The sequence below is a fragment of the Paenibacillus aceti genome, assembly GCF_003614185.1.
Classification (GTDB): Bacteria; Bacillota; Bacilli; order Paenibacillales; family Paenibacillaceae; genus Fontibacillus; species Fontibacillus aceti.
This window is the reverse complement of the sequence record NZ_KZ987724.1, coordinates 4,501,191-4,516,080: the sequence shown is the minus strand read 5'-3', so window position 1 is coordinate 4,516,080 and position 14,890 is coordinate 4,501,191. Positions and strand designations below refer to the sequence as shown.

The following is a 14,890-nucleotide window of genomic DNA, read 5'->3' as shown; positions in this document are numbered from 1 at the left end:
TAGCTCATCAAATATTTTACAATTTTCCTTATTTATAACCGGACTAAATTTGATATAATGATCTATAGTTTTATAATAACAAACACGAGGTGTTACATATGCCAATCATTCAATCGGTAGAAAGGGCCTTGAAAATCTTAGATTTATTTGACGAACATACTACAGAGCTCAGAATTACAGAGATCAGCGAGAAAATGGAGCTGCACAAAAGCACGGTGCATTCCTTGTTAAGCACTCTGCGAGAATACTCTTACATCGATCAAAATCCTGAGGATGGAAAATACAGATTGGGCTTAAAGCTAGCAGAACGAGGAAATTTAGTCATTAGCAATATAGATATCAGGAAGGCTGCCCATAAATATCTTCTCGATTTGGCCGCCAAAACAGGGCAAACGGTTCATTTGGGGATTTTGGATGGACGGGAAGGGGTCTATATCGATAAGGTGGAAGGAGAACAGGCCATCATCCGGTATTCTCGACTAGGCCGGAGACTCCCTCTCCACTCAACGGCCATTGGCAAGGTCCTTCTGGCTTACCAAGAACCGCAGGAAATCGAGCGTCTGCTACAGGGCTATTCCTACCAGCAACAGACGGCTAGCACGATCTCCAATGAGGCGGTGTTCCGTAAAGAGCTGGAAAAGATACAGCAGCAAGGGTTTGCAATAGATAATGAGGAGAATGAACAAGGGGTGCAATGTGCAGCGGTGCCCATCTTTAAGGGTAAAAACAAGGTGCTCGCCGCGATTAGTATCTCTACCTTAGTCTCGCGGGTCAGCGACGAGGAGCTAGCCATATTCATCGATATACTCAAGGCTGCCTGCCAGGAATTGTCGGAACAGATGAAATATGATTATGAGCCGTAAGATTTTATCTATATATATACCTTGCTCAAAGGAACCTAAACTTAAAAAGACACCTGAGAGGTGTCTTTGCTCTTCCTTCTATAAGTTGGGAATTTGCCAATCGATTTCTGGTTGGCCTATCTTACGTAGAAATTCGTTAGTACGGGAAAAAGGCCGACTGCCAAAAAACCCCCTATGTGCCGACAATGGACTTGGATGCGGCGAACGAATTAGAAAATGCCGTGGGTTCGTAATCAGTTCCGCCTTCTTCTGAGCATGGCTTCCCCATAACAGGAACACGACGGGCTCCTCTTTCCGGTTGATCGTCTCAATCACTTTATCCGTAAAATTCTCCCAGCCTTTGTTCTTATGAGAATTTGCTTCATGCGCCCTTACTGTGAGCACGGTGTTAAGAAGCAGCACGCCCTGCTGGGTCCATTTAAGCAAATGACCATTATTCGGTATGTAACAGCCCAGATCGCTCTGAAGCTCCTTAAACATATTTTGTAGGGATGGAGGCGGATTTACGCCCTCTTTTACAGAAAAGCTTAAGCCGTGGGCTTGTCCTGGTCCATGATAGGGATCCTGACCCAAAATAACCACCCTGGTGTCAGCCAGCGGAGTATAGTGCAGAGCATTAAAAATATCATATTTATCAGGATAAATGGTCTTTGTCCGATACTCACTAATAAGAAACTGCCGCAGATTCAGATAATATGACTTCGCAAACTCCTGCTCTAGCTCAGACGCCCAGTCATTTTTCAATATAGCCTTCAAATTTCTAGCCCCCTGCCATTGTAAAAAAGATATAACTGAATTATATCATATGACATCTTTTCCGTTCGGCTTTGATGTATAGCATTCTAGATGATTCAATAAATTAATAAAAGGAATTCAAAAAGCCTCTGTCGAAGCTAAAGTTTACAAGATTTAATTTTCTAATTGCGAAATTGAGAAGGTGGCATTATGGCAAAACAAAAGTTTTATGTAGTATGGGTAGGCAATAAGCCTGGAGTATATAATACGTGGGCGGAGTGTCAACAGCAGACCAATCAATATCCTGATGCAAAGTATAAGTCGTATGGCTCTAAGAAAGAGGCCGAGCAAGCCTTCCGTGATGGGTGGAAGAAGCATTGGGGGCAATCCAGCAAGACGAAACCAAGCCAGTCGGCCCAGAAAAAACTGGACTTATCCGCAGAACCCCTTGAGGAAATTGATATGGATAGCATCAGTGTCGACGTCGGCTGTAGTGGAAATCCGGGGATCGTAGAATACAAGGGAGTAGATACACAAACCGGTGAGCTCCTCTTCTACCATGGGCCTATATCGAAAGGAACGAATAATATTGGAGAATTCATCGCAATTGTTCACGGTCTTGCCTATCTGAAGAAGAAGGGTAGCACCAGGACCGTCTATTCCGACTCCAGAACCGCACTTAGCTGGCTGAAAAAGAAAGAAATCCGTTCGAATTTGGTAAGAGACGCTACGACCCAAGAAATCTGGGAGCTTGCCGACAGAGCCCTGAAATGGCTCCATACTAACACCTATACAAACAAAGTATTAAAATGGAACACCGAAGTCTGGGGCGAGATCAAAGCCGATTTCGGCCGAAAATGAGCGAGATCAGGTGAAAAAGTGAATACCCGTAAGAACAAGAACACCACTCCCTGCGGATGGTGTTTTTGATGGTGAAGACGAAGGGGTGAATTTTTGTTTAGCCACTCATTTCTTCAGAATATTCCCTCAGAACAAGAGCTACCTTCTCAAATGAATGCAAACCTGTTGCTATATCCACAATAAACTCTACTGCATATTTACGTTCCATGCGCAGATGATATCCATTCAACATTAAAAATGATTTTGTGACCAGATAGGCTGTGCGCTTATTTCCATTATGGAAGCAATGGTTTTTTATCAAGGATTCCAGCAAAGCAGCGGCCTTATCAAATATAGTTGGGTACGCATCCTCTCCAAAAATACTTTGCTGCGGGCTATGTACCGCAAATTCCAGCAGGCCATGATCCTTAACACCCGCTTGGTCTGCGTCATCCATTCTTTTCATCATGAAATAATGCGCTGAAATAACTTCTTCCTTGGTAAGAAACTTAGTCATATCATCGATCCCTTAAATCCTCAAGGATGCCCTTATCTTCTTCAAAAACATCAAAGAACGCCTCAAGCACTTCTGATCTGATATTATCCGGAAGCTGCCCTTGCCGAGCCTTTTTAAATACCACTTCACCACGGTCATTTTCGATGAACTCGATTTCATCACCTTGCAAAAGATTCAGCTTTGCAGCCAGAGATTTAGGCAAGCTTACCCCAAGACTATTGCCCATTCGTCCCACTTTACGGAAATAATGAATTTCATTCGGTTTCTCTTTCGTCAATTTGACCACACCATTCATTTGATCTCATCCTCCTATAGTATGATCTTCACATAGCAAGTTATACCTTTATAACATTAAAACAGTTATAACCTGGTGGGAACAATAGCATTAGCATCGTAACCCACTGTTATTAAAAAAGAACTTGCTCTCTCCGCCGATGAGGACGGAACGAAGCAAGTTCTTCAGCAATGCATCTACTATTTCCCACACCATCACAAACACTTCAGCGTAAACTGCCACCCGCCACACAAAACAGCCTTTTTCATACGCATATTGGTCCGATAAATCGTTGATCCCCATACGCCCATCAACTTTTTATCCGTTAAAGTAATCGGTTCAATCTCTACGTCCCAAAGCTCTGTATCGTACTGCATAGCGACCTTGCTGCCTTTACTCGTTGAGATCACCCACTGGTCTGCTTCCATAACAGGTGCAGATGCACTCATCCAATGGAGAACGATATCCTGGGTCTCCTTTTTAAATTCAACTTGGTCCGAAATCAGAACTTCAGAGCATCCTTCCTGTCCATCGACTCCACGAGCAAGCTGAACGGAACGTTCCCAGCTCATAACGCCCGCTTCCTCTGGATAGGCGCCCGATAGATTCATAGCAAGGCGGCTTATCACCCCATCGGCTTCGTAATGAACCGATTGGGCACGATAATTCTTCCCTGCAGCTTGCATACACCCATTAATGGTAGGCGTCTGATGATAGGCAGATTGCATGGTCCATATCGAATAGCGTTCCGCGCTAAAGGTCTTAAATGTATAGACACCTACTCCTGCATCAATCAGCACAGGCTCTGCATTCAGATAGGCTATAAAGCTCCCAATATCATTATGGTTGTGGCTCTCATCGTTATGGCCTCCTTTGGCCGCGAGACAGAAGCCATTCCCCTCCTTCGTGTCACGAGCAACCATCACCTCGACACTTTCCATCCATACGTCCATCGGGAGCAGGATCGACTGCTGCTTCTCGGCATCCTCTTTACCACTATTTCGCCATAATTCTTCCACTTGAAAGGTTTCACCTAGAATCACTTGCAGGTTGGAGAGAAAATCCTCATCATTCCAATGCTCATATCCACCCTGACGCAGGTACATCTGCCTCCCGAAGCTCATGAGTTCTTCATCTTTCAATGCCTTGGCAAATTGATAGATCACTTCTGCCTTTACTGTAAGCTTGGCGGACGAGTCAGCAAAACTAATGAACTGCCCTTCCCCAATGTACATATTCATCACATACCGAGCCATATTCCGGATCTTCTCATCCTGATACAGTTCCTGATAATGCGCAGAGACCGCACACAGTAATTGCAAGGCATTGAATAGCGCTCCCGCCGCATGTCCCCAGTAGGCCGGGCCCTCATCACAGCCTCCGTCCTTTTGATAAGAACCGATGAACCGGTCCAGACTGCGAAGCAGCTTCTCAAGCATACGCTCCTTGCGGGCCATGTCCTGTTCGGCGATCAGGATTACCGCAAGCACATTCGAATTGCACCACGGGTTCCAATTGTTAATGAGTTCATGCTCATCAAAAGACATCCACCAGAAACGGTCCTCTCGATCGTAAGGCTCCAAAATGCGCACTCTCAGCTCTCGAAGCATCCGCTTCGCAAGATTGGGGCTATGGCGCTCCAGTGCTTCCTGCAGCAAATAGCACGTCCAGACAATCAATGAAGCCGTCTCACCTGCACCAAGGTCGATGATCGGATGGTCGAGGTCAGGGAGTTCCTCCAGACGATGCGTATCCAGATTATTAAGATGCGCCGGCCAACACCAGGTTGACTCCTCACAGATCGCCCACACGCCATTTACAATATCATCGAGAAACCGGCCTTTATATTCCATGCACTCGGCCATAACCAGTCTGAGCAGCATCTGTCTTCTCATAAAACCCGGGTTTTGATAGTGATCTCGAATTCCCGTGCGTACATAATCCATATATAAGGTCGCCGGAAGAGAAGGCCAATCCTGTTGAAGATGCTGCTCGCCTGCCGTGATCCAGAGCCTGCGTACCGATTCACTCAAACCCTCCCAGGATGCTCGCTCAGCAGCCCTAGGGAACGGCTCGAATGGAGCCTTTGTCCTCAATGACAATCTACGTGAACTCAATTTAGTCTCTTTTGTTAACATTACGTCGTCCTCCTGCCTAGTTAAAATGTTAATCTCTATCTTCTTTGGAAAATGTCATTGCAAGCGGTTTCATGTCCATTTATACTAATTCATAGCATGACTTGAATTTCAACAGGAGGGTCACTCATGATACAACACATGTTCGCTAAACTCCCTCTGCTTCGACGACCGAATTATCATAAGCAGAAACTCATTATTTATATGCTGCTATTGTCTACGATCCCGGTTCTTATCTTCGGGTTATTCATTACCAACATCCTGACATCGACGATTCAGGATCAAGCATCTATGTACAATAAGATGCTGGTGCAAAATGCTCAAGATCGGATGCATGATCAGTTAAAGAAGATCGATGAGCTGCTGCTCCAATATACATACTCTAGTCGAAGCGACTACACGGGCATTTTGACGCAATACGCCAATAAAGAACTGTCCGCTAACGATATCGATACCTTTCGTCAGATCAAAAACATTCTCGCTAATATCCGGAGTGGCATGGAGGACGTCATAGAAGTCGACTTCTATTCTTTTCATTCCAGGAAGATTCTGACCTCGGACAATCAATTCCTGACCGAGGAGCAATTCCGCGACTCCACATCACTTGATAAGGCCAGACAACTGTCCATTCAAGGGGTATGGATCGATACACGCACCAGCCTGCCGGCCAATACACGAATCAATCAAAATGTATTGACGCTTATTCGTCCTGTCGCCGAGGACTCCTCAATGAAGAAGTCGATAACCGGCGCCATTATTGCTTATCTTGACGCAGATGCTCTTGGCAACAAGCTTGCTTCAAAAAACAACTATGACACTCACGAGATATTCGTGGTAAATGAGAGCGGGCAGATCGTCTTCCACAACGACCGTAACTATATCGGCACTCGTCTAAGCGAGCCAAACCTTACACAGATTAAGCAGGCAGAGACTCTAGAGCCAATAAAGATGTCCCTGAATGGGACACCTTCTGTCATGAACGTGAAGCCAGCCCGTAATCAGAACTGGTACTACGTCTCTTCGATATCGGAGGCGGAGCTATACCGTAATGTGAATCATGTAAAGCTATTAGTATACAGTGTCGCTGCGCTCCTAGTGCTAATCGCTTCAATTATTGCCCTACATGCCGCTACTTCACTGTATCGACCAGTGCGAAACTTAACCCGTTCCATCCAAGCTTATAAGCAGGGCGATGCTGAAGATAACGATAACGCCACAGGTCGCAACGAGATCGAACGAGTCACTCGTACCATACATACGATGCTGCGCCATACTCAGCAGCTCGAGAAGAATCTGGAGCGCTATAAGGACAAGATGGAGACTCATACACTTCATCAATACTTGGTAGGCAATATACAAGAGCCGGATGCCCGTTCTGATCTTAGATTCTCGCCGAACGATACCTACATAGCCGTCATCCTGCTCGAGTTCGATCCATGGAAGCTGTATGCGCAATATCCGCAGGATGATCAATATTTACTTTATTTTGCTATAGAAAATATAGCACACGAAGTCATGGGCAACTATGGCAACATTCACACTCTTATGATGCATCCGGGCCGTTTCCTGACCCTGGTAGCTCACAGTGATGTACTGGAAGCCGAACAGCTGAGAAAGGCCAGTAACCATCTGCTCGAAACGATTCAGCAATATTTGAAGCTATCGGCTACATTGTCTGTATCCTATTCTCTGCAGGGCCTAACGGGACTACCCGAGGCTTATAAACAAGCGGATCAAGCGGCTCGCTATCGTTTCGTGCTTCACGAAGAGCAGACCATCTTTATAAATGAGCTGGACCCGGCTACGAGCATGCAGTTTGAAGATATCGCCGAATTAACCTATAAGATTCTCGACAAGCTTAAGCTCGCTCAAATCGATGAAGCCGAGGCCGAATTCATCCACCTTATGGAAGGATTGAAGGATGGCGCTGTGTTTCCTGTGCAATCCATTCACGGCTTCTTCTCGCAATTGGTCGGCTCCATTTATCGCTGTTTACAGGTGCATCACAGTATTGTATTAACTCCTGAGCGTCACCGGGCGTTACTAAGCAGTCTATCGGCACAGCAGACGCTGGGAGAAGTAGAAGCCTTCTTCAGCGCTTCGATCTTCGGTGTCATCCGCGAGTGCCTGACCGAGAAGTCCCAGCCTGCGCAAGCAGAACAGATCCGCCAGCTTACTCAGTATATTCACGAGCATTATGATCAGGATATCTCGCTTCAGCATTGCGCGGACCGGATGGAGATGAATACTTTCCAAGTGAGCCGATTATTCAAAAAGCATACCGGCCAGAACTTCGTCGACTACGTAATTCAGTATCGAATCGAACAGGCGAAGTCGATGCTCATGGATACGGACATGCGTATTCAAGACATCGCTGACAAACTGCGCTACAATTCGGTACAGAGCTTCATTCGTACCTTCAAGAAGACAACCGGCATGACACCTGGGCAGTATCGAAAGCAATTTAATAAGGACGAAGAATAGAGAAGCTTGATTTACTATTTTACCCTTTAACCTTTAACGCCACCTAGCGTCAGCCCTTGAACAAAATATCGCTGCAAAAATGGATACAGCACCACGATCGGGAAGGAAGCCAGTACCACCGTTGCCATCTGAATCGATAAAGACGGTGGAATAGGTACCGTTGGGTCTAGATTGGAATAGATGTCCGCCTGTCCGACCAGTACGACCTGACGTAGCAAAATTTGGAGCGGCCACTTGTCTGGATCATTGAGATACAGAATCGCGGAGAAGTACTGGTTCCAGTTCCCTACCGCATAGAACAGCGTGAATGTCGCCAGGATTGGAAGCGAGAGTGGCATGACAATACGCCACAAGATGCGCAAATCGCCGCAGCCATCAATGCGGGATGCCTCTATCAGTTCTTCAGGCAGTGATTCAAAGAAGTCGCGCATGACAAGCATATTAAAGGCGGAGACTGCACCGGGCAGAATCAATGCCCATAGTGAGTTGATAAGTCCTGTTCCTTTTACGACGAGGTAAGTAGGAATCATCCCTCCGCCGAACAGCATCGTGAACAGAACTAAGAACATCACGACGCGACGGGCGCTGAATTGCTGCCGCGAACAAACATACGCAAGCAATGCTGTAACAATAACATTAATTACGGTACCGACTACTGTAATCCATACCGTATTTTTTAACGATAAGAAGAAAACGCCTGTATCAAAAATATATTTATATGCCTCCGTCGTCCATTCGGATGGCCATAGAATGAACTTACCCGACAATGTCTCCTCCACTGTCGCGAAGGACATCGCGAATACGTGAATGATCGGCAGTATCGTCACAAGTGCAAACAATATAAGTAAAGTGCCGTTGATTACGTTGAACCAACGATCCCCTATCGTTGCCCGTTTCATCATCTCAATCGCTCCTTTCATGGTGCCTTTGCATACAGATGTGGGGAAATTCCGCTTCTCGAAGCCTAGAATACACCACGTTCACCCACACGCTTGGCCAGCTTATTCGCCCCGAATATGAGCACAAGACCAATGAGACCCTTCATTAAGCCAACCGCCGTGGAGAAACTGAAGTTACTATTCACAACCCCTACCTGATACACATAGGTTTCTATGACTTCGCCTACCTCTCGGACCGAAGAATTCAGCATCAAGAACACCTGCTCGAATCCAACATCCAGCACGCTGCCTAAGCGAAGGATAAAGAGAACGATAATCGTACTGCGGATGCCTGGAAGTGTTATATGCCAAATTTGGCGAAAACGAGAGGCTCCATCGATCCTCGCTGCTTCAAACAACGATGGATTAATACTGGACAATGCCGCGAGATAAATAATGGTCCCCCAGCCAGCTTCCTTCCAGATTACCTGAAGCACGAGCATGATTCGGAAGTTTTCAGGATTCGACAGGATGTTGATCTGGCCAAGTCCCAGATCCGCCAGCATCGAATTCATCGCGCCGTCACTACGGAAGATCAGATAGAAGATCCCTGCCACCACAACCCATGATAAGAAGTGAGGCATATAGAATACAGTTTGCAGGATGCGCCGATATGTGTTCCTCGATACTTCATAAATCATGATCGCCAGCACAATCGGAATCGTAAAAGCGAATACAATCTGATAAGAGCTAATAATCAACGTATTGATAAAGATACGCCAGATATCTGGATTTTCAAAAATACGGTAAAAATGCTTCAGGCCAGCCCACTTGCTGTCCCAGATGCCAAGCATAAGGTTGTAATCTTTAAAAGCGATAACTATGCCTAACATCGGTAAATATTTATAGATGACAAAATACAGGATTCCCGGCAGTGCCATCAACCAGAGATATTTCTCGTTCCAAAAAGTTTGCCAGATCCGACTCATGCCGCTCTTTGGCTTTTTCTGCTTATTCGCCGGAACAGGCACAGAGGTTGCTGCTTCAACGGACATCTCTTCCACCTCCATTAAGTACTTCCCACTCGGTGCATAGACATGTGCCCCAGCCTTAACCAGGTAAGGCCAGGGCCATGACTTGGAATCAATTATTTTTGCTGCTCAAGACGCTTCTTGTACGCCTCATTCATCTCTTGAATGATCTGCTCACCGCCGCGATTCTTCCATTCTTGAATGATACTGTCATAATCATCAAGCGGACGTTGACCCATTACAATCTTGTTCACTTCATCCAATAGATATTGGCGAAGCTCCGTGCCCTTCTCTGCGTTTGCTGGTGAATAGAGGCCTACAGACATGTCTAGATACGGCTCACCCTCCATAGCCACCTTGTATGCTTGCTCCTTCAAGCTCTTTGTTAATTCAGTGTCGTCCGGGGTAAAGATCCAATCCCCTTCAGCCGCATGGTTCGTAAGCAAGTACTTACCTGTTCCTTCGGAGGAACCTTTATCTGTCAGTACATTCACACCATTTTCAACCGTATAATGCTCTCCCTCGATACCCCATTGCATAAAACTAGCGCCCTCTTCGCCCATCATGTCATCCAGGATGCTTAACAACTTTTTAACCTTATCTTCCTCTTTGCCCAGTGTGACTGGCATAACGAAGAATCCATAATAGCCTTCCGCCATACCATTTCCTTTATATCCATCCGCAGCTGTTAATGGAGGAACTGGTGCCACCTTGAAGTCTGGATTTACAGCCAGTGCCTTATCCATACGAGCCTTAGAAAATGCGGTATACGCCCAGTTACCAATAATACCAGCTTTGCCTGTCAGGAAGTCTTCTTCCGCTTGAGCCCCTTTCTTGATCGTGTAGTCAGAGCTTACTAATCCATCCTGATAGGCCTTCATCATAAACTCAATCGAAGTCTTGGCATTTGGCATCAGGTAGCCGTGCTGAATACCACCGTTGCCGTCTTCATACCAGCCTGTACGAAGCGCACGGTTCGGCCCGAACAAGCCATTCGCACCACTAAAGTCACCATCGAGCGCGTACCCATACGTATCCTTCTTGCCGTTACCGTCCGGATCATTCTCTGTGAACGCTTTCATGACGTTGTAAAGCTCATCGTAGTTCGTTGGCATCTGAAGTTCCAGCTTATCCAACCAGTCCTGACGGATGGCCATTGTATGGAACGGAATCCCTCTGAGCCGCGGAATACCATAGATGTGTCCGTCTGTTGTAAGCGTTTCCCATACACTCTGTGGAACCTTGCTGAGATTCGGGTAATCCTTGATATAGTCTTCTATTGGAAGGAACATGCCGTTCTGCACCCAGTTAAAATAGCTTGGTGAAGTATCTTCCAGAAGCATAAGATCTGGCATATCGCCAGAAGCAACCGTTACGCCTATCTTATTGTTATAGTCGCCAGCCGCAACCGGAATATATTTATATTCGATGTTATAACGTTCTTCAATCGCTTTAATCCCTGAACTATTCGTAGTCGGCGGTGCTGCACCAAACAAGATGTTCATCGCGCTTACAGAGTATTTCTTTTCTGGAGTTGTCGAGTTGCCTGATTTGTTACCTTGAGCTTCGGAGTTGCCAGAACCTGAACCGCATGCGGACAACAACCCCATCGCCATGGTACCTGCGAGCAGCAGGGCCATAATTTTCTTCATGAATACAACCTCCCCATTGATTTGTTCTCTTTGATTCAAATGTAGTTCGGATAACAAAACCCCATACTCTAAAACGGCCTAGCTATGTGCTGCTTGTTCATTGCCTGCCTAGCCAAGCACCTCCCTTTTCCACATCATACCCAGCAACACAATGGACTGAAAACGTTCACTTTTTAATGCTCATATTTTGCAAGCCCTTACATATCTGCAAAAAATGATACACATCGCCATAACTCCTTATGTCATAAGGGTTTAGGGCATCGATAAAGCTGTGTGAATCAAAAAGACACCTGATCGGTGTCTTCACTCTTTTGCAAGGCTTGAATAACACTTCGAATTTCAGCCTGCACTTTTTTATAATCACAAAGCTAAAAAAGGAATATACCGATTATCCCGAGAGCACAAAATTTTATACAGGAACAAGAAGATCATAGCGCGGTTTCGATCCTTCAAATATTCCATATTAAGCGGAGTCACGTTATTATCCAGCCAGCGATCCCATTCTTGCACAAACTCTTCAGCACGCCTATCTTTTTCGATTACCCAACCAAGCGGAGTAAAAATAATTGTGGGGAATTTCCAGTTCCCCTCCGTCTTCAGAAAACCTGATTGAATCATATGATCCACTTTCTCCGTAATCTGATCCAATGTAAGGTGCCTATAAAAGCCATAAGAAGGATTGTGATCAAGTCCAAGCTCTAATAGCTTCCGTTCCTTTGAACCTTTCAAAATTTTTGTGAGAAGTGTCCTCCCACCTTCGGCAATGATATCGTCTGCCGCTCGCAGAATAGCCCTCAGTTCATCATCGGGCAATGGCTTTATTCTCCTTTTCATGTATTCGAAGCTTCCCCTTTCATTTTCAATCGGAACCCAATCATTTTCAAGTATGTCCATGATGAGCGTACATAGACCCAAGCCCGGCCTCACACGGTCGGGCTGTTCCAGATATATTTTAAACCTGTCAGACGAATTTCGTTAAGCTCCCTATAGACTGGACTGTATCATCCCTTGCGTAGACTGATCCTCTTGATAGCCATAATATTGCGGCTGAACCGTTGCATGTATTTGTGTTTCCATGGGCACTGACGGCTGATACGGCTCATCCACATACATGATTCTACGCTGAATTTGCATGAGTCCATTCACAATGCGAAGCGCGACCCAAAAAAGTATAACGCCAGCTCCTACGTAAAACAGATATTGCTGATTATAGGTCCAATCTATATGGAAATAACCAAACAAGCTATTCTCTAATATATCTAGCTGCATTTCATTCATCAAAATGATATGCACGACTGGGAGAGCAATCAATCCTAGACCTAGTGAAATCGCCGTTACCATAATAATAAAGAATACGATGCCTGTTACAAATCTCAGTAATACGAGCATCAAGTTTCGAATGAATAACCCTCCGTCAAAATTTTTCATCATTCGCTTCAACCAGTTCTGCTCAGCATCAGACTGTTGGTTCTGGTTATACGAAACAGGAGGAGTAGGTAAACCTAAAATTTGTCTAATCATGTTTTGCTCAAATTTCACGATCCCATTTAACAGCTTCGCTACTCCAAAAAACAGCGGAATTCCGATAAATATTGGAGTTAAACCGATGGATAGTGCAATTCCCGTTATCGCCACTGTAAAATAGAGAATCCCTAACGGGAGTGATAGCAGTAAATAGAGGATCGTTGCATAGGTTTTGGGATTAAAAAGCACCCATCTTACCTTACCTGTCTGCGCCGGTGCAGTCGCTTCTGTTGCCTTCATATTCAAACACTCCTTTGACTCATAGTCCGCTCTGAGTTATAAACCCATTATATCCGCCCTATTCGGCTGACATAACCGTCTTAGGTGGTATCTGAAACTAGACTTTAGGCTAGGATTGGAGATTCACTAACTCTTTCTTTTAATTAGTATATTTCTATTTTCTAAGGTGTCCTGATTGATTATTTGATGATTTGATGATTTATTGAATGATCTCGAATATGTTTAAGATCAATATGTCTACATTTCGTCCACTTGTCCTCCCCCATCAAAGCAAAAACCCGCTTACTGAGCGGGTTCTTTAAATGGAGGCAAACCGTGGCTGTACAAATCCACAATTCACCGGTGTGTGTTCCCTGCGTGCGGGGAGCAAAACAACTATCAATCTTTTTCCATGATGCCTGTAAGTTGATCAGCAAGTGCCGTCGCGGCGGAATAGCCGGAGCTCCAGGCCCATTGCAGGTTATAGCCACCGCAATCTCCATCCACATCCATCACTTCACCGGCAAAATAAAGTCCAGGTACTAGCTTCGATTCTAGCGTTCCTTCTCTTAACTCTGTTGTATCGATCCCGCCGGCCGTCGTTTGTGCATTCGTGAAGCCATTGGTATCAGTTACGATAAATTTCCAACGCTTTATGAGTTGGCACAATATTTTCTTGGTTTTCCACGATAAATCCTGACATAGGAGGTTCGGCTCTTGGTCGATCCCCGCCTCTTTCAACAGAATAGGGATCAGCTTCTTGTTAAAGATACCGATCAAGGAAGCTGCAACCGTCCGGTATCCGAACGTTCCCCAATGCGTATCCAGAAAATCGACGACTTCTTCCTCCGTGCGGTCTGGCATCAAATCAAGCGATAAGGTTACTGTTTCTCCTCTTTTGAGCTGATACGCAGCCTTCCGGCTTAGCTGGAGAATCGGTGGGCCGGAGACGCCGTAGTCTGTAAACAGGATTTCCCCATATTCGCTGCGGATAACTTCGCCGTTGACGATGATATGGCCCAATCCCTCGAATTTGACGCCGGACAACTCCTTTAGGTTCGGATATTGCAGCTTCAATTGTACGATCCCAGGTACAGGATCGATCAGTGTGTGTCCCAGTCGCTGGGCAAGCGTATAACCAGATCCATCCGTTCCTGTCTTTGGTGCGGTAAGGCCGCCCGTACAGATAAAGAGATAATCACTGGTATACACGACCTCTCCCTCTGCTTCCGTTTGACACAAAATTGTGAATCGCGGATGTCCCTTCGATACGGTAACGTCCAATACTTTGGTTTTGAAGTGTATCGGAACATACCGATCCTCTAGCGCAATCCGGAAAACCTCCAATACAGATGCTGCCTGCAGCGACATCGGATACATCCGGCCATTCTCCACGGCGATCAACGGAAGGCCGAGTGCGTTGAAGAAATCGACGGTTTGCCGGACGCCGAATTGCTGCAGCACAGGCAGCGGGAATTCCATTTGATTGCTGTGATATTTATGCGATAGTGCGACCGCTTCGTCCGTCCCCTTCGCCGTGGATTGGTTCGTAATGTTACAGCGACCGTTGCCGGTCGTTAGTACCTTCTTGCCTACCCGGTCGTTGCCTTCAATGATCGCGACATCGACCCCTCGGTCTCGCGCGGTAACGGCCGCCATAAGACCAGAAGCACCTGCACCGATAATGAACAGCTCGTGGTGCATTGTAGATTTCGATTTATACATATGTGTTGAGTTC

12 protein-coding genes and 1 pseudogene are annotated in these 14,890 nt (G+C 45.8%); 3 read left to right on the top strand and 10 right to left on the bottom strand.

The annotated features are described in order from the left end of the window. Positions 1–98: 98 nt before the first annotated feature. On the top strand, positions 99–863 hold the full coding sequence (locus BFJ94_RS20370) for an IclR family transcriptional regulator (protein WP_120464278.1): 765 nt from the start codon (positions 99–101) through the stop codon (positions 861–863). A gap of 78 nt (positions 864–941) precedes the next feature. Here the strand turns inward: BFJ94_RS20370 and BFJ94_RS20365 are convergent, their stop codons facing one another. Continuing rightward, entirely contained in the window at positions 942–1,619 is a 678-nt protein-coding gene (locus BFJ94_RS20365) for a uracil-DNA glycosylase (protein WP_120464277.1), read from the bottom strand. A 189-nt stretch (positions 1,620–1,808) separates the two neighbouring features. On the opposite strand from BFJ94_RS20365, the gene rnhA reads away from it, so the two are divergent. Then, a complete protein-coding gene (rnhA, locus tag BFJ94_RS20360; RefSeq protein WP_120464276.1) occupies positions 1,809–2,459 on the top strand; it encodes a ribonuclease H in 651 nt (216 codons plus the stop codon). Between the two features lie 97 nt (positions 2,460–2,556). On the opposite strand, the gene BFJ94_RS20355 is transcribed toward rnhA, so the two are convergent. The 3 genes from BFJ94_RS20355 to BFJ94_RS20345 all read right to left on the bottom strand — a co-directional run bounded on the left by BFJ94_RS20355 (position 2,557) and on the right by BFJ94_RS20345 (position 5,367). Next, positions 2,557–2,955 (bottom strand): type II toxin-antitoxin system death-on-curing family toxin, encoded by a 399-nt coding sequence (locus tag BFJ94_RS20355; protein WP_120464275.1) that lies wholly within the window; start codon positions 2,953–2,955, stop codon positions 2,557–2,559. Position 2,956: 1 nt separating this feature from the next. Further along, entirely contained in the window at positions 2,957–3,250 is a 294-nt protein-coding gene (locus tag BFJ94_RS20350; RefSeq protein ID WP_120464274.1) for an AbrB/MazE/SpoVT family DNA-binding domain-containing protein, read from the bottom strand. A 194-nt stretch (positions 3,251–3,444) separates the two neighbouring features. Further along, positions 3,445–5,367, bottom strand: coding sequence for a heparinase II/III domain-containing protein (locus BFJ94_RS20345; protein ID WP_120464273.1), 1,923 nt, complete (start codon positions 5,365–5,367; stop codon positions 3,445–3,447). A gap of 126 nt (positions 5,368–5,493) precedes the next feature. Between BFJ94_RS20345 and BFJ94_RS20340 the strand changes: the two genes are divergently transcribed. After that, entirely contained in the window at positions 5,494–7,848 is a 2,355-nt protein-coding gene (locus tag BFJ94_RS20340; RefSeq protein WP_120464272.1) for a helix-turn-helix domain-containing protein, read from the top strand. 26 nt (positions 7,849–7,874) lie between these two features. Here the strand turns inward: BFJ94_RS20340 and BFJ94_RS20335 are convergent, their stop codons facing one another. The 6 genes and pseudogenes from BFJ94_RS20335 to BFJ94_RS20310 all read right to left on the bottom strand — a co-directional run bounded on the left by BFJ94_RS20335 (position 7,875) and on the right by BFJ94_RS20310 (position 14,877). Continuing rightward, entirely contained in the window at positions 7,875–8,750 is an 876-nt protein-coding gene (locus BFJ94_RS20335) for a carbohydrate ABC transporter permease (RefSeq protein WP_120464271.1), read from the bottom strand. A gap of 62 nt (positions 8,751–8,812) precedes the next feature. Beyond that, positions 8,813–9,781: an ABC transporter permease gene (locus BFJ94_RS20330; protein WP_229717158.1), complete on the bottom strand. Its 969-nt coding sequence runs from the start codon at positions 9,779–9,781 to the stop codon at positions 8,813–8,815. A gap of 92 nt (positions 9,782–9,873) precedes the next feature. Further along, on the bottom strand, positions 9,874–11,409 hold the full coding sequence (locus BFJ94_RS20325; RefSeq protein ID WP_120464270.1) for an extracellular solute-binding protein: 1,536 nt from the start codon (positions 11,407–11,409) through the stop codon (positions 9,874–9,876). 360 nt (positions 11,410–11,769) lie between these two features. Continuing rightward, on the bottom strand, positions 11,770–12,324 hold the full coding sequence (locus BFJ94_RS20320) for an RQC-minor-1 family DNA-binding protein (protein ID WP_205571043.1): 555 nt from the start codon (positions 12,322–12,324) through the stop codon (positions 11,770–11,772). Positions 12,325–12,332: 8 nt separating this feature from the next. Continuing rightward, positions 12,333–13,173, bottom strand: a pseudogene (locus tag BFJ94_RS20315) (sensor domain-containing protein). Positions 13,174–13,551: 378 nt separating this feature from the next. After that, positions 13,552–14,877, bottom strand: coding sequence for a BaiN/RdsA family NAD(P)/FAD-dependent oxidoreductase (locus BFJ94_RS20310; RefSeq protein WP_120465336.1), 1,326 nt, complete (start codon positions 14,875–14,877; stop codon positions 13,552–13,554). Between the last annotated feature and the right edge of the window lie 13 nt (positions 14,878–14,890).